At 72.0% G+C, this 19,478-nt stretch carries 14 protein-coding genes; 7 read left to right on the forward strand and 7 right to left on the reverse strand.

Annotated features, from left to right (window positions below; all coding sequences use genetic code 11):
• Positions 1 to 93 precede the first annotated feature (93 nt).
• Together hemG and hemE are read right to left on the reverse strand one after the other, a co-directional pair.
• Positions 94 to 1,671, reverse strand: a complete 1,578-nt coding sequence (gene hemG / locus ACFVS8_RS15350; protein WP_387064016.1) for a protoporphyrinogen oxidase — start codon at positions 1,669 to 1,671, stop codon at positions 94 to 96.
• Positions 1,668 to 2,807 carry a uroporphyrinogen decarboxylase gene (gene hemE / locus ACFVS8_RS15355; protein ID WP_387064019.1) on the reverse strand — a complete coding sequence of 380 codons (1,140 nt, stop codon included), beginning with the start codon at positions 2,805 to 2,807 and terminating at the stop codon, positions 1,668 to 1,670. The genes hemG and hemE overlap by 4 nt, the downstream gene beginning before the upstream one ends.
• Positions 2,808 to 3,186: 379 nt before the next feature.
• Here hemE and ACFVS8_RS15360 point away from each other — a divergent pair, with 379 nt between their 5' ends.
• The 3 genes from ACFVS8_RS15360 to ACFVS8_RS15370 all read left to right on the forward strand — a co-directional run bounded on the left by ACFVS8_RS15360 (position 3,187) and on the right by ACFVS8_RS15370 (position 6,213).
• A complete protein-coding gene (locus ACFVS8_RS15360; protein ID WP_387064022.1) occupies positions 3,187 to 3,915 on the forward strand; it encodes a hypothetical protein in 729 nt (242 codons plus the stop codon).
• Positions 3,916 to 4,027: 112 nt separating this feature from the next.
• Entirely contained in the window at positions 4,028 to 5,380 is a 1,353-nt protein-coding gene (locus ACFVS8_RS15365) for a glutamyl-tRNA reductase (protein WP_387064025.1), read from the forward strand.
• A gap of 86 nt (positions 5,381 to 5,466) precedes the next feature.
• Positions 5,467 to 6,213 (forward strand): GNAT family N-acetyltransferase, encoded by a 747-nt coding sequence (locus ACFVS8_RS15370; RefSeq protein WP_387064028.1) that lies wholly within the window; start codon positions 5,467 to 5,469, stop codon positions 6,211 to 6,213.
• Positions 6,214 to 6,252: 39 nt separating this feature from the next.
• On the opposite strand, the gene ACFVS8_RS15375 is transcribed toward ACFVS8_RS15370, so the two are convergent.
• Positions 6,253 to 7,638, reverse strand: a complete 1,386-nt coding sequence (locus ACFVS8_RS15375) for a glycine--tRNA ligase (RefSeq protein WP_387064031.1) — start codon at positions 7,636 to 7,638, stop codon at positions 6,253 to 6,255.
• Between the two features lie 119 nt (positions 7,639 to 7,757).
• Here ACFVS8_RS15375 and ACFVS8_RS15380 point away from each other — a divergent pair, with 119 nt between their 5' ends.
• Complete coding sequence (locus ACFVS8_RS15380; protein WP_387064033.1) at positions 7,758 to 9,071, forward strand: alpha/beta hydrolase-fold protein; 1,314 nt, start codon at positions 7,758 to 7,760, stop codon at positions 9,069 to 9,071.
• A gap of 19 nt (positions 9,072 to 9,090) precedes the next feature.
• On the opposite strand, the gene ACFVS8_RS15385 is transcribed toward ACFVS8_RS15380, so the two are convergent.
• The gene (locus ACFVS8_RS15385; protein ID WP_387064036.1) at positions 9,091 to 10,389 is read right to left on the reverse strand and encodes an alpha/beta hydrolase-fold protein; all 1,299 of its coding nucleotides are present in this window, start codon (positions 10,387 to 10,389) and stop codon (positions 9,091 to 9,093) included.
• A gap of 83 nt (positions 10,390 to 10,472) precedes the next feature.
• Positions 10,473 to 11,783, reverse strand: a complete 1,311-nt coding sequence (locus ACFVS8_RS15390) for an alpha-hydroxy-acid oxidizing protein (protein WP_387064039.1) — start codon at positions 11,781 to 11,783, stop codon at positions 10,473 to 10,475.
• A gap of 75 nt (positions 11,784 to 11,858) precedes the next feature.
• On the opposite strand from ACFVS8_RS15390, the gene ACFVS8_RS15395 reads away from it, so the two are divergent.
• Positions 11,859 to 12,263 (forward strand): NUDIX domain-containing protein, encoded by a 405-nt coding sequence (locus ACFVS8_RS15395; RefSeq protein ID WP_387064041.1) that lies wholly within the window; start codon positions 11,859 to 11,861, stop codon positions 12,261 to 12,263.
• On the forward strand, positions 12,263 to 13,093 hold the full coding sequence (locus ACFVS8_RS15400) for an esterase/lipase family protein (protein WP_387064044.1): 831 nt from the start codon (positions 12,263 to 12,265) through the stop codon (positions 13,091 to 13,093). Before ACFVS8_RS15395 ends, ACFVS8_RS15400 begins: the two co-directional genes overlap by 1 nt.
• 49 nt (positions 13,094 to 13,142) lie before the next feature.
• On the opposite strand, the gene ACFVS8_RS15405 is transcribed toward ACFVS8_RS15400, so the two are convergent.
• A complete protein-coding gene (locus ACFVS8_RS15405) occupies positions 13,143 to 14,051 on the reverse strand; it encodes a serine hydrolase (RefSeq protein ID WP_387064047.1) in 909 nt (302 codons plus the stop codon).
• Positions 14,052 to 14,155: 104 nt separating this feature from the next.
• Entirely contained in the window at positions 14,156 to 16,150 is a 1,995-nt protein-coding gene (locus tag ACFVS8_RS15410; protein WP_387064050.1) for a M13 family metallopeptidase, read from the reverse strand.
• Positions 16,151 to 16,351: 201 nt separating this feature from the next.
• On the opposite strand from ACFVS8_RS15410, the gene ACFVS8_RS15415 reads away from it, so the two are divergent.
• Entirely contained in the window at positions 16,352 to 19,432 is a 3,081-nt protein-coding gene (locus ACFVS8_RS15415; protein ID WP_387064053.1) for a hypothetical protein, read from the forward strand.
• Positions 19,433 to 19,478: the final 46 nt, after the last annotated feature.

Here is a 19,478-nt window from a genome sequence, read left to right on the forward strand (position 1 = left end):
ACCCCATTCCCCTGCGCGTTGCGCGACGTCATTCCAGCGTAGACCCCGCGACGGCTCGCGCAAGGGGTTGCGCGGGAAAGTATGCCGTTCCGGCTATGCGTTCGACGAGGGTCGGGCGTCGGGGTGCTCGGGCGTGTCGCCGGCCCCGCCCGCCGAGGGATCGACGGCCAGATGGCGGATGCGGCCCGCCGCGGCGATCGCGTTCGGCACGACCGACGCGAGGCCCGTGCCTGCGACCCACGAGCCGGTGACCTCGATGCCCGGCTCGGCGGCGAGCGTGTTCTGCAGGTCGCGCACCCGGTCGCGCTGGCCGATGGTCGCCTGCGACAGCGCGTCGCGCCAGCTCGCACGGCCGAGCGCGCGCAGGGCCGTGCCGCCGAGCTCGACGCCCAGCAGCGCCGAGGCATCGGCGAGCGCGGTGGCGCGCACCTCGTCGTCGGTCAGGCCGTCGAGCGGGTTCGCCTCGCCGGCGCGGCCGTACGAGAGCCGCACCACGTGGCGCCCGCCGGTGCGCGCGGCGAGCCACGGCCACTTCGCGGTGGAGTGGGTGAGCGCCTTCGCGGTCACCCCCGTCGTTCCGGCGGCGACGAGCACGCCGGTGCCGCGCGGCGCGGCGTCGAGGGCCGGTGCGTCGAGCACGAGCGTCACGATCTCGACGGATGCCGCGGACGGCCACGACGTGGCATCCGCCCACCCTTCGACCGCCTCGACGAGCAGGCGTCGGGAGGCCTCCGCCGGCGCGGCGAGCAGCGCGAACCGGGCGTCGACGACGAGCGCGGTCGCGGGTGCCTCGGGCGCGGAGCCGGCCGGATCGGGGTGCGCGGCGACGGAGGCGGTCGCACGCCATCCGACGTCGGTGCGCTCGAGCGCGGTCACGTCGGCCAGCGTCACGACCTCGACGCCGAATCGGTCGAGCTGCGCGACGAGCGCGTCGACGAGCGTCTGCATGCCGCCGTCGAGCCCCTGCACGGCACCGCCGGCCTTGCGCTCCTCGAGCAGCTGCCCGACTCCGCCCGAGAGCGAGCCCATGCGGGTCATCGCCTCGTTGAGACCGGGGGCGACCACGTCGAGGTCGAGGTCGTCGGGGTTCGTCGAATACACGCCCGCCGAGATCGGGGTCACGAGCCGGTCGAGCACGGCGTCGCCCATGCGATCGCGCACGAGCCGGCCGAGGCTGTGCGCGCGACCGATCTTGAGGATCGGCTTCAGCCGGTCGAGGTAGGCGCGCGTCGCGCCGCTCCAGCCGATGATGCGACGCACGTCGTCGCCGAGCGGGTTGGCCGGGATGCCGAGCATGCCGGTCTTCGGCAGCGGCGCGGCGTCGAGGGCGCCGTCGGTGCCCGCACCCGGCTTGCCCTTCGGCCACACCAGCCACGCGCCGGCCGGGTTCGGCGACACCACGGACCCGGAGAGCCCGAGGTCGGCGATGAGCTCGGCGACCGCTCCCCCGCGCGTCGCGAACGACTCGGCGCCGGAATCGATCGAGAGCCCGTCGAGCTCGATGCGGCCGACGCAGCCGCCCAGCACGTCGCGGCGCTCGAGCAGCACGACCTTCAGGCCGATCTTGGCGCACTCCAGCGCCCCGACGAGGCCGGCCACCCCGCCGCCGACCACGACGACGTCGGCCGCGCGCCGTTCGAGCGCCACCCCGCCGTCGGTCGCGTCGCTCATGCGCCCGCCTCGTGCACGAGCTCGACCACGCGCGTGAGCACGGTCGGGTCGGTCTCGGGCGGAACGCCGTGGCCGAGGTTGAAGACGTGGGCGGGGGCGGCCTGGGCGCGGCGCAGCACGTCGCGCACGGCGGCCTCGAGCACGGGCCACGGCGCGGCGAGCAGCGCGGGGTCGAGGTTGCCCTGCAGGGGCACGCCCTCGCCGATGCGCTCCACCGCGACATCCAGCGGCACCCGGTAGTCGACCCCGACGGCGTCGACGCCGATGCCGTGCATGGCGCCGAGCAGCTCGCCCGTGCCGACGCCGAAGTGCACGACGGGCACGTCGCGCGTCGAACGCCCGCCCGCGGCATCCGTCACCTCGTACGAGAGGTCGTGCACGTGCGCGAGCGCCTTCGCCGACGCGGGCGCCACGTGCTCCTCGTAGTCGGCGAGCGAGAGCGCGCCGGCCCACGAGTCGAAGAGCTGGGCTGCGGATGCCCCGGCGAGCACCTGGGCGCGCAGGAACCGCCCGGTGAGCTCGGCGGTCCACTCCATGAGCGCGCGCCACGCGCCCGGGTCGGCGTGCATCAGCGTGCGTGCGGCGAGGTGGTCCTTCGAGGGGCCGCCCTCGGCGAGGTAGGCGGCGAGCGTGAACGGGGCGCCCGCGAAGCCGATGAGCGGCGTCGCCGTGCCCGAGCCGTTGTCGGTGGTGTTCAGCTCGGCGATGGTGCGCTGCACGGCTTCGGTGATGGGGGCGGATGCCTCGTCGAGCCGTGACGGGTCGATCGCCGTCAGCTCGGCGACGCCCGCGGCATCGGCATACCCGCGGCCGAAGACCGGCCCGCGCCCCGGCTGGATCTCGACGTCGACGCCGACGAGCTTCAGCGGCACCACGATGTCGCTGAAGAAGATGCCCGCGTCGACCCCGTGGCGGCGCACCGGCTGCAGGGTGATCTCGCTCGCCATGGCGGGGTCGAGGCAGGCGTCGAGCATGCGCGTGCCGACCCGCAGGTCGCGGTACTCGGGCAGCGACCTGCCGGCCTGTCGCATGAACCACACCGGGGTCGTGTCGGCGCGCTCGCCCCGGTATGCGCGCACGAGGCGCGACTCGCCCGTGAGGCCGGCGGACAGGGGATGCTGCGCGGAGAGGATCACGGGTCACATTGTCGCGTATCGGGCTGGGAGGCGGGCACGGGAACGGGCGGAGCGCATGGCCTGCGCTGCTCATCCGAGCGAATTCCGCCGGTTGTCCACAGGTTCGTACGTTCCCCTTACATTCGGGTGCGGTTGAGCGCTACAGTCGGTCACGTTGTGCGCCCCCTCGCACGACGACGCGCCCTAGGTGGCGTGCCTCCGCCCCCCACGGAGTATTCGACGACGTGTCCCTGCTCGAAATCCCCCCGCTGTCCCCTGCGCCGATCTCCGGCCGCGCGGTCCGACGCCTCTTCGCGTCGCGATCGCAGCCGCATCGTGCCAAGGCTGTCGGGCAGGGCACGTCGTCCACCCCCCGCCGATCCGTTCACGGAGTCCGCCGATGAACGCCGACTCCCGCCATCGCACCGGCCTCACCGCACTGGTCGCGATCGCCGCCGTGCTCGTGGTCGCCGCGCTCGTCGCGGCCTCCCCGACCGTCTCGGCGCTGCTGTCCCGGCTCCCGCCCGTCTCGACGCCCGACCGGCTCCCGCTCCTCGTCGGCGCGGTCGCGGCGCTCACCGCGACGATCTGCGCGATCGTCGCCCTCGCCCGGGCCGCGCGGAGCCGCGCACGCGGCGCGACCCTGGCGAAGTCCTTCGGCACCGCGCCCGCCTGCGGCATCCGCACCTCCGGCCTCGTGGCGCGCATGAACGAGCTCCGCCACGACGACGCGTCGCCCGTGCGACTCGGCCGCCGCTACACCGTCGCCGTCGACGATCTCGGCGTCGCCTTCTGGGACGGCGGGGGCCGTCGCCCGCGCAAGGTCGACGCGTACCCCTGGCGCGAGGTGCGCAACATCCGGGCCGACTCCGTCGTCATGGGTTCGACCGTCGTGTCGGTGCTCGTGCTGCGCGTGCGTCGCCAGAAGAACAGCGTCGAGGTGCCCGTCGTGTTCGCCGCCCCCGGCATCCGTCGCTACGCCCTGTCGGATGCCGCGTTCTTCGCGATCGTGCGCGACTGGAAGGCGCGGCACCGCACCGCGCTCGCGGCCGAGGGCCTCGAGGTGCCCCCGCTCACCGCGCCGATCCCCGTGATCTCGGCCGAGATGCTGGCGGCGCAGCGGGTCTGAGCACGTGCGTACCTGCGCCCTGATCCGCGCCGGAATCGGTCGCTCGCACCGGTCGTCCGACTCCGGGACTGCACTGGGCAAGCCCCCATCCGGGTGAGGGTAGAATCTCCGCGTGCTCATCTGTCTCACTGCGAGCCACAAGAACGCCGGGTTCGACATGCTCGAGCGTCTTTCGGCGAGCTCCGACCTGGCGGCACCGCGCATCCTCGACGGCCATGACGCCCTGCAGGGCGCGGTCGTCGTCTCCACGTGCAACCGGTTCGAGGCCTACCTCGACCTCGACGCCGCCGAGGGCTCGTCGCCCGTCGAGGCGGTGCGCGAGGCCGTCCGCGCGGTCGGCGCCGTCGCCGGGCTCGACGCGGGCGACCTGCGCAGCACGTTCGGCTTCGTGCACGGCAACGCCGTCGCCGGCCACCTCTTCTCGGTCGCCTCGGGCCTCGAGTCCGTCGTCGTCGGCGAGGGCGAGATCGCCGGCCAGGTGCGCCGCTCGCTCGAGCAGGCGCGGGCCGAGGGCACCACGACCCCCGAGCTCGAGCGACTCTTCCAGCGCGCGTCGCAGACCTCGCGCAAGGTGAAGAACCGCACGGGAATCGGCGGCGCGGGCCGCTCGCTCGTGCGCCTCGCCCTCGAACTCGCGTCGAGCCGCGTCGCCGACTGGTCGGCCGCACGCGTGCTCATCGTCGGCACCGGCCAGTACGCGGGTGCGACGCTCGCCGCCCTCCGCGACCGCGGAGCGACCGACGTGCGCGTGTACTCGCCCTCCGGCCGGGCCGCGAAGTTCGCCGCCGGACACGGCATCACCGCCGTGTCGCACGCCGGCTACGCCGTCGCCGCCGCGGCCGCCGACGTCGTCATCACGTGCACGACCGCCGACCACCACGTGGTCGACCGGGTGCTGCTCGAGGGCGGCCGTGCGACGATCAGCGCACCGGCCGACGTGCACGCCGCCGACGACGCGCCCGTGCTCGCCGAGTTCCGCGCCTGGTGCCCGGTTCCCGAGGCCGCGCAGGGCGCACGTCAGCTCATCGTCGACCTCGGCATGCCGCGGAACGTGGCCACCGACGTCGTCGAGGTCGACGGCGTCGAGCTGCTCGACCTCGAGACGATCCGCCGGCACGCCCCGCTCGAAGAGCTCAGCTCGACCGACGAGGCCCGCGTGATCGTCGACCGCGCCGCCCGCAACTTCGGCGCCGTCGGCGAGGAGCTCGACCTCGCGCCCTCGGTGGTCGCGCTCCGCGGTCACGTGCAGCAGGTGCTCGACGCCGAGATCGCCCGCGCCCGTGCCCGAAGCACCGGCGACCCCGCGGCCGACGAGCAGGTCGAGGCGGCACTGCGGCACATGGCCGGGGTGCTGCTGCACACGCCGATGGTGCGGGCTCGCGAGTACGCCAGGGCCGGCGACCAGCGTGCATGGATCGACGGCCTCGAGGCCGTGTTCGGCGTGCGCGCCGACGAGCTGCGCTGACCGACTGCGCTGGCCGGCGGCATCCGCAGGCCGGGCGCACGCGCTCTCGACGAGCGCGCGCCCCGGGCGGGCGCTAGCGTCGGAGCATGAGCCACGATCCCGACCTCGCCGCCGCCGTCGCCGACGGGGCGCCCGACCTCGCGCTGCCGTTCGACTTCGACGGACCGCAGGCCGCGACCGTCGTGCCGATCGGGACCGAGCGCCTGGTGCTGCGCCCGCTCGCGGCATCCGACGCCGACGACGTCTGGGAGTATCAGCGGCTGCCGGAGGTGCTGCGCTACATCCCGTGGCCCGAGCGCGACCGCGCCCAGGCCCGCGAGCACACCGAGAAGCGAGCGGGCCTCCGCCGCCTCGAGCGCGACGAGGATGCGATCTTCTTCGCGATGGAGCTCGTCGGCGAACCCCGCATGCCGCCGACGGATGTCGCGGGCGGGCCGCTCGACGCCTCCGTGACCGCCGACGATGTCACGAACGACGGCGGCCGCACCGGCTCGCGGGTCATCGGCGACGTCATGCTGCGCCTCGACGCGGCCGAGCACGCGCAGCTCGAGATCGGGTGGGTCGTGCACCCGGCGTTCCAGGGGCGCGGACTGGCGCGCGAAGCGGCCGCCGCGGTCATGGACGTCGCCTTCGGCACCCTGCGCGCGCACCGCGTGCATGCGCTGCTCGACGCCCGCAACGCGGCATCCGCCGCCCTGTGCGAACGACTCGGCATGCGCCGGGAGGCGACCATCCTCGAAGAGGAGTTCAACGACGGCGAGTGGCAGGACACCGCCATGTACGGAATCCTGCGGCGCGAGTGGGAGCGACGCGAAGACCCCGCCGCAGGCTGAGCCTGCGGCGGGGTCGGGAGACGCGGTCCGCGTCGGGTGTCAGGCCCCGACGAGCCGTGCGCCGAGGTAGGCCTGCAGCTCGCTGAGCGGCACGCGCTCCTGCGCCATGGTGTCGCGCTCGCGCACGGTCACGGCGTCGTCGTCGAGCGAGTCGAAGTCGACCGTGATGCAGAACGGGGTGCCGATCTCGTCTTGGCGACGGTAGCGGCGGCCGATGGCGCCGGCGTCGTCGAAGTCGACGTTCCAGTTCTTGCGGAGGTTCGCCGCGAGCTCGCGCGCGAGCGGCGAGAGCTTCTCGTTGCGCGACAGGGGCAGCACGGCGACCTTGACCGGCGCGAGGCGCGGATCGAGGCGCAGCACGGTGCGGCTGTCGACGCCGCCCTTCGCGTTCGGCACCTCCTCGACGTGGTACGCGTCGACGAGGAACGCCATGAGCGAGCGGGTGAGGCCCGCCGCGGGCTCGATGACGTAGGGGGTCCAGCGCTCGTTCTTGGACTGGTCGAAGAACGAGAGGTCCTTGCCGGAGTGCTTGGTGTGGGTCGACAGGTCGAAGTCGGTGCGGTTCGCGACGCCCTCGAGCTCGCCCCAATCGCCGCCGGTGAAGCCGAACTTGTACTCGATGTCGACGGTGCGCTTGGAGTAGTGCGACAGCTTCTCCTGCGCGTGCTCGTAGCGGCGCAGGTTCTCGGGGTCGATGCCGAGGTCGACGTACCAGTTCCAGCGCTGGTCGAGCCAGTACTCGAACCACTGCTCGTCGGTGCCGGGCTCGACGAAGAACTCCATCTCCATCTGCTCGAACTCGCGCGTGCGGAAGATGAAGTTGCCCGGCGTGATCTCGTTGCGGAACGACTTGCCGATCTGGCCGATGCCGAACGGCGGCTTCATGCGCGACGCCTGCAGCACGTTCGCGAAGTTCACGAAGATGCCCTGCGCGGTCTCGGGGCGCAGGTAGTGCAGGCCCGACTCGTCGTCGACGACGCCGAGGTAGGTCTTCAGCAGGCCCGAGAACGCGCGCGGCTCGGTCCACTGGCCGCGGGTGCCGCAGTTCGCGCAGACGATGTCGCCGAGGCCGTTCTCGGGGGCGCGGCCCTTCTTGGCCTCGTACGCCTCGATGAGGTGGTCTTCGCGGTAGCGCTTGTGGCAGTTCAGGCACTCGACGAGCGGGTCGCTGAAGACCTCGACGTGACCGGATGCCTCCCACACCTGCTTCGGCAGGATGACGCTCGAGTCGAGGCCGACGACGTCGTCGCGGCCCTGCACCATGTAACGCCACCACTGGCGCTTGATGTTCTCCTTGAGCTCGACGCCGAGGGGACCGTAGTCCCACGCCGACCTGGATCCTCCGTAGATCTCGCCGGCCTGGAAGACGAAGCCCCGATGCTGTGCGAGGGCGATGACGGATTCGAGACGGCTGGCAGCGGCCACGGTGGCTCCAATGGTCGGGAGTTCGGGCCGATCGGCCCGGAAGAAACGGTGCCACCATCCTACGTGGGCCGCACCTCGGCCAGTACGCTGTGCCTCACACGATGGCGCCGGGGGGTCGCATGTTCGACGCAGTGCTGGATGTCGGGATCGTCGGCGGTTCCGTGCTCATCACGTTCTACGTGCTGTCGGCCGCCCTGTTCGTCTACCTGCTCTGCCGCGAGGCATCCGTGGGGTGGGCGGTGACCGCCATCGTCGTGATCATCGTGGGTGCCCTCATCGGCGGTGCCCTGCTCTGGCTCACCGTCAACCTGCTGGATCTCTTCGGCGGCCCGGTGTCGGATGCCGCGTGGATCTGGGTTCCCGCGGCGACGGGCGCGATCCTGCTCGCGATCTGGAACCTCTGGCGTTCGCGCTGGTGGCGCAAGCTGATCGCGATCATCGCGATCCCGGTCTTCGCCATCACGGCGACGCTCGCCGTCAACGCGGCCTACGGCATCGACCGAACCCTGGGCGACCTGCTCGGGATCCAGACCGAGCAGCCGCTCGCTTTCTTCGATCCGGGCGCCGACCCGGCCCCGGCGGACCCGTCCGACCCGCTCTACTCCACCTGGACGGCCCCGTCGGGCATGCCGTCGGCCGGCGAGGTCGGCACGCCGGAGCCGGCCGTTCCGAACACGGTGTCGGGGTTCGCCGCCCGCCCGGCCGGCCTGTACCTGCCGCCCGCCGCGCTCGTCGAGAACCCGCCGCGCCTGCCGCTCGTGATCATGATGATGGGCCAACCGGGCCGGCCGAATCCCGACTTCATCGCGGCCACGCTCGACGACTTCGCCGCGAAGCACGACGGCCTCGCGCCCATCGCCCTCGTCGTCGACCAACTGGGCGACCCCACCGTCGACCCCCTCTGCCTCGACACCGATCTGGGCGCGGTCGAGACCTACATCACGAAGGACGTGCTGCCCTGGGCGAAGCTACACCTGAACGTGCTGCAGGGAGCCGAGTACACGACGGTCGCCGGGTACTCGAACGGCGGCGGCTGCGCGGCGTACTTCGGGGCGAAGTACCCCGACCTGTTCGGGAACACGCTCGCGATCGCGCCGACCGAGTACCCCGGGGTCGAGCACCCGAAGGAGACGCTGACGAAGGTGTTCAAGGGCGATCAGGCCAAGTACGACGCCGTGAAGCCCGAGAACATCATGGCGGCGAAGGCGCCGTACGCCGACTCGGTCGGCATCTACGCGGTGGGGGCCGACGACTCGGTGTACGTCCCGGGCACCAAGCGGCTCGCGGATGCCGCGACCGCCGCCGGCATCGTCTCGACCTTCTACGAGGTGCCCGGCGGCGACCACGGTGCGAAGACCCTGACGGGCGGCCTCGACGAGGGGTTCGCCGTGCTCGCGCCCCGCCTCGGGCTCGAGGCTCCGCCGGCCGAGTAGGCCGTGTGGCGGTGGCGGATCAGGGCGCCGACAGCCCGAGCACCGGATACAGCACCGTGAAGCCCTCGGTGAGGCCGTCCGTGAGCGCGTCGCCGGTGTGCCCGGCCCCGGGGATCACGTAGTTGGTCACCGTCATCCCGACCTGCTGCGCCACACCGGAGATCTCCTGCTGGCTGGCCACGTACGGGGCGTCATCGCTGCCCGCGGTGAACACCGCGGTCATGCCGTCGTAGGTGCCGGCCGGGGCCGCCTGCATGATCGCGGCCGGCTTCGCCGCCTCGAACGCGGCCTCGTCACCGCCGTAGACCTGCTGGGTGACGAGGTCGGGATCCTCCGAACCCGGGTACTCCTCGCCGGAGACCGACAGGATGTTGCCGAACAGCGTCGGATCCTTGGCGCCGTACTTGATCGCGCACCCGCCGCCGTTCGAGTACCCGGCCACGACCCAGGACTTCGGGTCCTCGATGATGTTGAGGTTGGCCTTCGCCCAGTTCACGACATCGGTCGTGATGTAGGTCTCGGCGTTGCCGAACGTCGTCGAGTTCGCGCAGGCGGGGTCCCTCGTCTGGCCGTCGCCGCCGATCTGGTCGGCGACGATCACGATCGGGGCGAGACCGTCGTGCTGGGCGGCGAACGTGTCGAGCACCCCGCCGATGTAGGTCGGGTCGGGGTTGCCCGGGAACCCCATCATCATGATGACGAGCGGCAGCGGCGGCGGCGAGTCCACGAGTGCCGCCGGGGGCAGGTAGATGCCCGCGTCGCGCGCGTCGAAGCCCGAGGCGGTGTTCGGGATCTTCTGCGTGCCCTGCGTGCCCTGCGCCGGCATGCCGGCGGGCGGCTTCCACGACTGGTACAGCGGGCCGGTCGGGGTCGCGGTCGGGCTGTCGGTGGGGATCGCGATCCTGCCCTGGGTCGCGATGCCGAACAACGACCCCAGCGTCGGGTTCAGCCCGAAGAACGCGTTCACGCCGATGACGCCGGTGAACACGAACCACACGATGGCGATCACGGCCACGATCTTGCGCCACACTCGGGAGCGCCACAGGTTCACGACGGCCAAGCCGACGGCGGCGAAGACGGCAGCGACCCAGAAGCAGACCTCGACGGGCAGCTGCGAGCCGACCAGGTCGAGCGCATTCACGACGGCGTACAGTCCGACGCCGAGCGCCCCGCCGATCACGATGCCGAGGAGCGCGGTGAGCACCCATCGGCCCGTCGGCGGCCTGAGCAGCAGCACGAGCACGAGTCCGATCGCGACGGCGTACACGATCCACGGCAGCGGGCCGCCGATGATCTGCAGGCCGAGGATTGCGTTCATCGATCCCCCGATCGTGCGCACGCAAGCGGCGCTCCCGCACACGATATCGGCCCGGCTCGCCGCGGAACAAGGCCGATCCGATGTCAGGCGGGCGCCTGCACGAGCGCATCCCGACCGATGGCATCGATCGACGTGCGCCCGGCGAGCGCCATCGTCAGGTCGAGCTCCGCGATGTGGTTGCGCACGACCTCGCGCACGCCCTCCGCCCCGGCCACGGCCAGCCCGTAGGCATAGGGGCGCCCGATGCCGACGGCGGTGGCCCCGAGCGCGAGGGCCTTGAACGCATCGGCGCCGCCCCGCACGCCGCTGTCGAGCAGCACCGGGATGCGGCCGCCGACGCGTTCGAGCACGCCGGGCAGCGCGTCGAGGGTCGCGACGGCGCCGTCGATCTGGCGCCCGCCGTGATTCGACACGACGATCCCGTCGATGCCGCTGTCGAGCGCCCTCGCGGCATCCGCGGGGTGCACGACGCCCTTCAGCAGGATCGGCAGGCTCGTCCACTCGCGGAGGCTCGCGAGATCGTCCCACGTGAGCGACGGATCGGAGAACACGTCGAGGAACGTCTCGACCGCGGCACGCGGCAGCGGCGAGCGCAGCGCGTCGGCGACACCGCCGTCGACCAGCTGCGTGCGCGAGCCCGACCGCGCGATCGACAGCGCCGAGGCGAGCAGCGTGGGCGTGACCCGCGGGCGGGGTCCGGAATCGCCGCCCGCGGCGACCCGGTCGCGCACGAGGCCGGCGAACACCGGGTCGCTCGTGTACTGTGCGATGCCGAGTCCGCGGGTGAACGGCAGGTACGCCGCATCGAGGTCGCGCGTGCGCCACCCGAGCAGCGACGTGTCGAGCGTGACCACGATCGCCTCGCACCCGATCGCCTCGGCACGACGCACGAACGACGCGTTCAGCTCGTCGGACCTGCTCCAGTACAGCTGGAACCAGAACGACGCGTCGCGCATCTGGGCGGCGACCTCCTCCATGGGCCGGGAGGCCTGGTTCGAGAGCACGTACGGCACCCCGAGGGTGGCCGCGGCACGGCCGACCGCGACATCCGCCTCGGGGTGCGCCATCTCGGCCACGCCGATGGGCGACAGCACGAACGGGGTCGGTCGGCGCCGCCCGAGCAGCTCGATCGAGAGATCGCGCTGCGACACGTCTCGGAGCACGCGCGGCCAGACCCGCCAGCGATCGAACGCGGCCCGGTTCGCCGCCATCGTGGACTCGGCGCCCGCACCGCCCGCGAGGTAGGCGAACGCGGCGGGCGAGATCGCCTTCTTCGCCGCACGTTCGAGCGCGGCGACGTCGACGGGCACCTTCGGATGCACGCCCGACAGGCCGGCGCGGTACACCTCGGACTGCGCCGCCCGCCCGAATCCACGTTCGTCGGCTTCGCTCATCGGTTCGCTCCTTCGCGTCGGCAGTGCCGCCAGCGTAACGGCACTCGAAGGCCTGGGAGACCTAGGCTTGAACGGATGCCGCTGCCAGACCTCCTCGTCTCCGCGATCGCCCTCGTGCGCGACCGCAAGGTGCTCATGGTCACCGCGCGCGGGCGCGACGTGTACTACATGCCCGGGGGCAAGATCGACGACGGCGAGACGGCGGCGCAGGCGGCGGCCCGAGAGGCGTACGAGGAGGTCGCGCTCGCGCTCGACCCCGAGGCGCTCGTCGAGCTGTTCGAGGTCGTCACGCAGGCGCACGGCGAGCCCGACGGTCGCCTCGTGCGCATGCGGGTGTTCGAGGCGGTGACGGATGCCGCACCCACCGCCTCGGCGGAGGTCGGCGCCCTGCACTGGGTGACCACCGCCGATATCGGCAGGTGTCCGCCGGCGGGGGCCGACGTGCTGCGGCGGCTCGCGGCATCCGGAGCCATCGACTGATGTCGGGCTCGAGCAGGCGCCCATCGGTCTTCACGCTCGTGAAGTGGACCCTGCTCGACGAGCTCTACGCGGGCTGGCGCCAGCTCGCCGTCATCGGCGGCAATCGCCGGTCGCGCGCGTGGCGCCGGGGCGACGACGCGCTGCCCGAGGTCGTGCTGCTGCCCGGCGTCTACGAGCACTGGACCTTCATGCGCCCGCTCGGCAACGCCCTCAACCGCGCCGGGCATCGCGTGCGGGTCGTGCGCGGCCTCAGCATGAACCGCCTGCCGATCGCGGTGACGGCGGCAAGGGCGGTCGATGCACTCGCGAAGGAGCCGGCACCGGCTGCCGGCCGCGTGTTCGTCGCCCACAGCAAGGGCGGGCTGGTCGCCAAGCACGTGCTCATGGACCAGGAGGCGGCCGCGGCCGCCCGTGCCGCCGCGCCCGCTTCGACGACGGATGCCGCGGCGAACCCGCTCGACCTCGGCGCTCCCCCTGCGCGGCCGCCCGACATCGCCGCGCTCGGCGTGGTCGCGATCTGCACGCCCTTCGCCGGCTCGCGCTACGCCCGGATGTTCGTGAACCGCACCATGCGCGACCTTCGGCCCGATGACGAGACGATCGTGCGGCTCGGCGGCGCCGGAAGCGTGAACGCGCGCATCGTGTCGGTGTTCGGCGTGTTCGACCCGCATGTGCCCGAGGGCAGCGTGCTCGACGGCGCGACCAACGTGCGGGTGCAGGCCGCCGGGCACTTCATGATCCTGCGCGCACCCGAGACCGCGGTCGCCGTGGTCGAGGGCATCGCGCTGCTCGCCCGCCGGGCGGGCGATCCGCCGACGACGGCCGGGTAGCCGGAGCCGGCACTCCCGGACGCTCGGCCCCGGAAGCACCCGGCGGGAGTCAGTGCACGTACTCGAGCAGGTCCATGCCGACGGCTCGCATGCCGTCGAGCACCGCGAGCCGAGACGAGAGACCGGTGTCGGCGAAGTACGTCGAGACCGCGTACGAGACGCTCGCGCGGGGGCCGCGCAGCACGCCGACCTCGCTGCGCACGCCGCCGTCGGTGCCTGTCTTGTTCACGAGCAGCACGCCGTGGTCGGGCGTACGGTGCGCGAGCGGGTCGAGTCCGAACGCACTCGCGACCATCGACAGGTCGGAGTTGAGCGAGAGCCACCCGATGACGCGCTGCGAGACCTCGGGGCTCACGACCTCGCCGCGCGCGAGCGAGGCGAAGAGCCAGGTGAGCTCCTTCGCCGAGCCGATCGACAGCTGCGGGGCGTCGTCGGGGCCGCGGTGGTCGCGCACGAGGTCGAGCAGGGCGGTGCGCGTGAGGCCGAGCGCCTCGGTGCGGGCGCGAACGGCCTCGAGGCCGACGTGCCGGAGCAGCACGTTCGTCGCGAGATTGTCGCTCGTGGCGCCGATCATGGCTGCGAGGTCGGCGAGCGGCAGCGACGGCGACTGCAGGTGCTGCCAGATGCCGGAGTCGCCGACCGCGTCGCGCGGCGCTCGGTCGAGCACCGTGAACGCGTCGGCGCTCGTGCCCGTCAGGCGCGAGGCGACCTCGACCAGCAGCAGCACCTTGCCGATCGAGGCGGTCGGCATGACGACGTGGTCGTCGACCGAGAACAGCTCCTTGCCGGTCGCGAGGTCGGTCGCACGCGCCGTGACCTGCACGCCGGCGAGGGCGAGGTCGCTCAGCGCGTTGAACCCGCGAGCGAAGCTCTCGGCCGGCTCGACGCCCCGGTGCTTGCCCCGGTGCACGTTGGAATGGCGCGCTCGTCGCTCGGATCCCTGCGACGGCGTCACCACGGTACTTGCACGGTCTTTCTGGGCTGCTCAGCGCGTGACGCCACGACGGGCTGCACGCGCGGAGGCGTCGGACGGGGGTCGGATGAACCGGTGGGGCGGCTCGCCTACCAGATGGTCACGCGCTCGGCCGGGTCGAGCCAGAGCGTGTCATCGGGAGTCACTTCGAACCCAGTGTAGAACTCGTCGATGTTGCGGACGATCTGGTTGCAGCGGAACTCGTTCGGCGAGTGGGGGTCGATCGCGAGCAGGCGGATCACCTCGGCGTCTCGGCCCTTCTGCTGCCAGGCCTGGGCCCACGACAGGAAGAAGCGCTGCACGCCCGAGAGTCCGTCGACGACGGGCGGCTCGGCGCCGTCGAGCGAGATGACGTAGGCCTTCCAGGCGATCGCCAGCCCGCCGAGGTCGCCGATGTTCTCGCCGATCGTGAGCGCGCCGTTCACGTGGTGCTCGTCGGCGCCCTCGCCGCCCGCGAGCTGTGCGGGAACGAGTGCGTCGTACTGCGCGATGAGCGCCTTCGTGCGTTCCTCGAACGCGGCACGGTCGGCCTCGGTCCACCAGTCGAGCAGGCGGCCGTCGCCGTCGTACTTCGAGCCCTGGTCGTCGAAGCCGTGGCCGATCTCGTGGCCGATGACGGCACCGATCGCACCGTAGTTCGCCGCGGCATCCCGACCCTCGTCGAAGAAGGGGAACTGCAGGATCGCCGCGGGGAACACGATCTCGTTGAACCCGGGGTTGTAGTAGGCGTTGATGGTCTGCGGGGTCATGAACCACTCGTCGCGGTCGATCGGCTTGCCGAGCTTGCCGATCTCGCGCAGGAACGTGTACTCGGCCGTCGCGCGCACGTTGGCGACGAGGTCGTCGGGCACGAGGTCGAGCGTCGAGTAGTCGCGCCACTTGACCGGGAACCCGATCTTCGGCGTGAACTTGCCGAGCTTGTCGAGTGCGCGCTCGCGGGTCTCGGCGCCCATCCACTCGAGCGAGGTGATCGACTGGCGGTAGGCCTCGATGAGGTTCGCGACGAGCTCGTCCATCGCGGACTTCGCCGCGGGCGGGAAGTGCCGCTCGACGTAGATGCGGCCGACGGCCTCGCCCATGGCGCCCTCGACGAGCGACACGCCGCGCTTCCACCGCTCGCGGATCTGCGGGGTGCCGCTCAGCGTGCGGCCGTAGAAGTCGAAGTTCGCCTCGACGAAGTCGTCGGAGAGGTAGGCGGCGTTCGCGCGGATGACCTGCCACGCCAGCCAGTCCTTCAGGGCGGGCAGGCGCTCGGCGGTGACGATGCCTCCGAGGGCTTCGACGAACGACGGCTCGCGCAGCACGATCTCGTCGAACGCGCCCTCGGGCACGCCCATGGCGTCGCGCCACAGGGAGAGGTCGAACTCGGTCGAGGTGCCCGCCGCGGCTGCCGCGGCATCCGACCAGCTGAAGAGGTTGTAGGTCTTGTGGCTGTCGCGCGTCTCGACGTTGTTCCAGTGCGCGGCGGCGATCTCGGTCTCGAGGTCGAACACGCGGCGCGCGCGCTCGGCCGCGTCGTCGAGGTGGGCGAGCCCGAACATGCGCTCGAGCAGCGCGAGGTACGCCTCGCGGATCGGCTCGAAGCGCTCCTCGCGGAAGTAGCTCTCGTCGGGCAGGCCGATGCCGCCCTGCTCGGCGAACACGAGGTAACGCTCGGGGTCGCCCGGGTCGTTGTCGACGAACAGCTGCACGAGACCCGAGACGCCCTGCCGCTCGAGTCGGCCGAGCGTCTCGAGGAACGAGGGCACGTCGCCGATGAGCGAGACCTCGCCGAGCTGCCCCGCGATCGGGGTCGCGCCCAGCAGGTTCGCGCGCTCCTCGTTGAGGAAGCTCGCGTAGAGGTCGCCGACCTTGCGCGCCTCGGTGCCCGCCTCGGCGTCCTGCGACTCCTGGATGATGTCGCGCACGGCACGCTCGGCCTCTTCGTGCAGCACGATGAACGAGCCGTACCTGGCCTTGTCGGCCGGGATCTCGGTGCGCTCGATCCAGCGCCCGTTGACGTGCCGGAACAGGTCGTCTTGGGGACGCACCGCATCGTCGAGTTCGTCGTGCACGATGCCGGAGGTGAGCGAGACGTCGGTCATGCGTTCCACCCTATGTCGACGCTCCGACGAGCGGATGCCGGTGGTCCGACTCATGGCGCACTCGCAGGTGTCGCGACCCCGACCCGGGCCGAAACCCGGCATCGACGCCCCCAGTCCGAGGGGGGATGTGGATTCCGATGACCGCAGATTCTCACCACCTGACTATGCTCGACCGACCCTCACTCCCCCGAACGGAGAACATTGTCCATTTCCCGCATCCCACGGGGCCGGTCGCTGGTCGCGACCGCCACGACGGCACTCGTCCTCGCGACGCTCGTGCCGAGCGCCCCCGCGTTCGCCGATGACGACGAACCCCTCACGACCACCCCCTCGATCGCCGGCGTCGTGACCGACCCCGCCGGCGTCGTCGCGCCCGATCTCTGCGTCGCCGCCGACGTCTTCGACGGCACCGCGTGGGCGCCCGTCGACCTCGGGGCCGAGATCCGCACCGACGCCACCGGCGCCTACGCGCTCACCGGCCTCGCCGACGGCACCTACTCGGTCAGCGCCGGCACCTGCACGGGCCCGACAGACACGCTCCGCACGTGGTCGCCCTCACTCGATGCCGTGCCCGTCATCGTCGACGGCACGGTCGCCGAGGGCATCGCCGTGGTCGACGGCATCGCCGCTCCCGCAGACATCCGCCTGCTGCCGGCGGCCGTGAGCGTCACCGACGCGCCCACCATCACGGGCGAACCCCTCGTCGGTTCAGAACTCGTCGCCGATCCCGGCGTCTGGAGCATCAGCGGGCTCTCCTTCTCCTACCGGTGGCTGCGCGACGACGCGCCCATCGCCGACGCGACGGATCAGGCCTACACGATCACCGCCGACGAGCTGGGCGCGAACATCACGGTCGAGGTGACCGCGACGCGCGACGGCTGGACCGCCGGCACCGCCGCCTCCACCGCCGTCGGCCCCGTGCTGCAAGCCTTCACCCCCGGCGAGCGCCCCGTGATCGACGGCGACGCCGTCTTCGGCTCCTCCCTGACGGCCACCGTCGAAGGCTGGCCCGAAGACGCCGACATCGCCTGGCGATGGAGCCGCAACGGCGGCCCCATCGACGACGTCGACGACACCCACGAGATCGCCGCCGACGACGTCGACGCCTTCTTCACGGTCGCCGCGACCATCTCGAAGCCCGGCTACCTGCCCGTGACCGTGGTCTCCGACCCCACCGGAGCCGTCGCGGCAGCGACGATCACGCCCGGCACGACCACCGTCACCGGCACGGCCAAGGTCGGCGAGCAGCTCAGCGCCGCCACCGGCGGCTGGGCGCCCGCCGCCGTCTCGACGAGCATCGAGTGGCTGCGCAACGGCACGCCCGTCGGGGCGACCGGCAGCACCTACGTGCTGAGTGCAGCAGACCTCGGCGCCGCGATCTCCGTGCGCGTGACCGGCGTGCTGGCCGGCCACACGACCGTCTCGGCCGTCTCGGCCGCGACGGCACCGATCGGGATCGCGTCGCTCGTGACATCCGCCCCGGTGATCACGGGCACCCCGAAGGTCGGCGTACCGCTGACGGTCGCGCCGGGCTGGAAGCCGTCGAACGTCGCCTACGCCTACGTCTGGAAGCGCAACGGCACGGCGATCACGGGCGCCACGAAGTCGAGCTACACGCCCGTCGCCGCCGACCTCGGCGCGAAGATCAGCGTCTCGGTCACCGGCACCCTTCCGGGCTACACGACCGTCGTCCGCACGACCGCGTCCACCGCGGCCGTCGCAGTCGGAACCTTCAGCGCGCCGACCGCGACGATCACCGGCACCATCGCCGTCGGACGCACCGTCACCGCGACCCCCGGTGCGTGGAAGCCCGGCGCGGCGTTCACCTACCAGTGGAAGCGCAACGGCGTCGCCATCACGGGCGCGACCAGGTCGACCTACGCGATCCCCGCCGGCGACGCCAAGGCAGCGCTCAGCGTCACGATCACCGGCAAGGCGACCGCCTACACGACGCTCACGAAGACGTCCGCCGCGACCACGGTCGCCTACGGCACGCTGACCGCGCCGACGCCGACGGTGTCGGGCACCCGCGCCGTCGACCGGACGCTCACCGCGGTCGCCGGCACCTGGGGCCCCTCGACTGTGGCCCTGAGCTACCAATGGAAGCGCAACGGCGTCGCCATCACGGGCGCGACGAAGACGACCTACCTGCTCACCGCTTCCGACCTCGGCAAGACGATCACGGTGACCGTCACGGGCAGGAGGACCGCGTACGCCAGCGCCGCGAAGACGTCCGTCGCCGGAGCGGCCATCGCGCCCGGCACCCTGCACGGTCCGACGCCGACGATCTCCGGCACCCGCACGGTCGGCAAGACGCTCACCGCCGTGCCGGGCACGTGGAAGCCCGTCGCATCGCTCAGCTACCAGTGGAAGCGCGCCGGAGTCTCGATCACCGGAGCGACGAAGTCGACCTACGTGCTCACGGCCTCCGACCTCGGCAAGTCGATCACCGTCACGGTCACCGGCCGGAAGACCGCGTACACGACGCTGGCGAAGACCTCAGGCGGAACCGCCCACATCGCCGCCGGCGCGATCACGTTCAGCGCGAAGCTCACGGGCACGCAGCGCGCCGGCTCCACGCTCACGGCCTCGGCGGGCTCGGTCTCGCCCGGCGGCACCACGGTGAAGTACCAGTGGTACCGCAACGGCGCAGTGATCAGCGGCAAGACCTCGTCGACCTACACGCTCGGCAACGTCGATGCAGGCAAGGTCGTCTCGGTGACGATCACGGCGAGCAAGGCCGGGTACACGACGAAGTCGGCAACGCTCAAGACGGCGGCCGTGGCAAACCGCCCGGCCAGCTTCAGCGGCGACTACTGGTTCCGCGTCGGCATCGACGTGCAGCCCGGCACGTACTACACGTCGACGTCCAGCACGACGAACTGCCGTTGGTGGCGCACCACCTCGACGAGCGGTACTGAGGATTCCGTGCTCGGCTTCGACCCCGGCGGAAGCGGGCGACGGATGATCACCATCCTCGCCACCGATCGCTATGTCGCGGCCATCGGCTGCGGATCGTGGATCCGATACGACGGCACCGGCAACCCGAGCTCGACGATGGCCGGGAACGGCATCGCTGCGGTCGGCACGATGCTGAAGCCGGGGCGGTACGTGTCGTACGGCAACTCCGAGTGCTGGGCAGCCGACTGGTCCGCTCCGGCCGGCGATGAAGCGCACTACATCGGTGGCGGCACCTACGATGGCGACCTCTACTGGATCGTCGAACCGGGCACCTTCTTCGAGACGTACAACTGCAACACGTTCACGCGCTACGCGGACTGAGTTCGTCGTCGTGAAGGCCGGTCCCCTCGATCCGGGGGGACCGGCC

This window comes from Agromyces sp. NPDC058110 (genome assembly GCF_042884735.1).
Taxonomy (GTDB): Bacteria; Actinomycetota; Actinomycetes; order Actinomycetales; family Microbacteriaceae; genus Agromyces.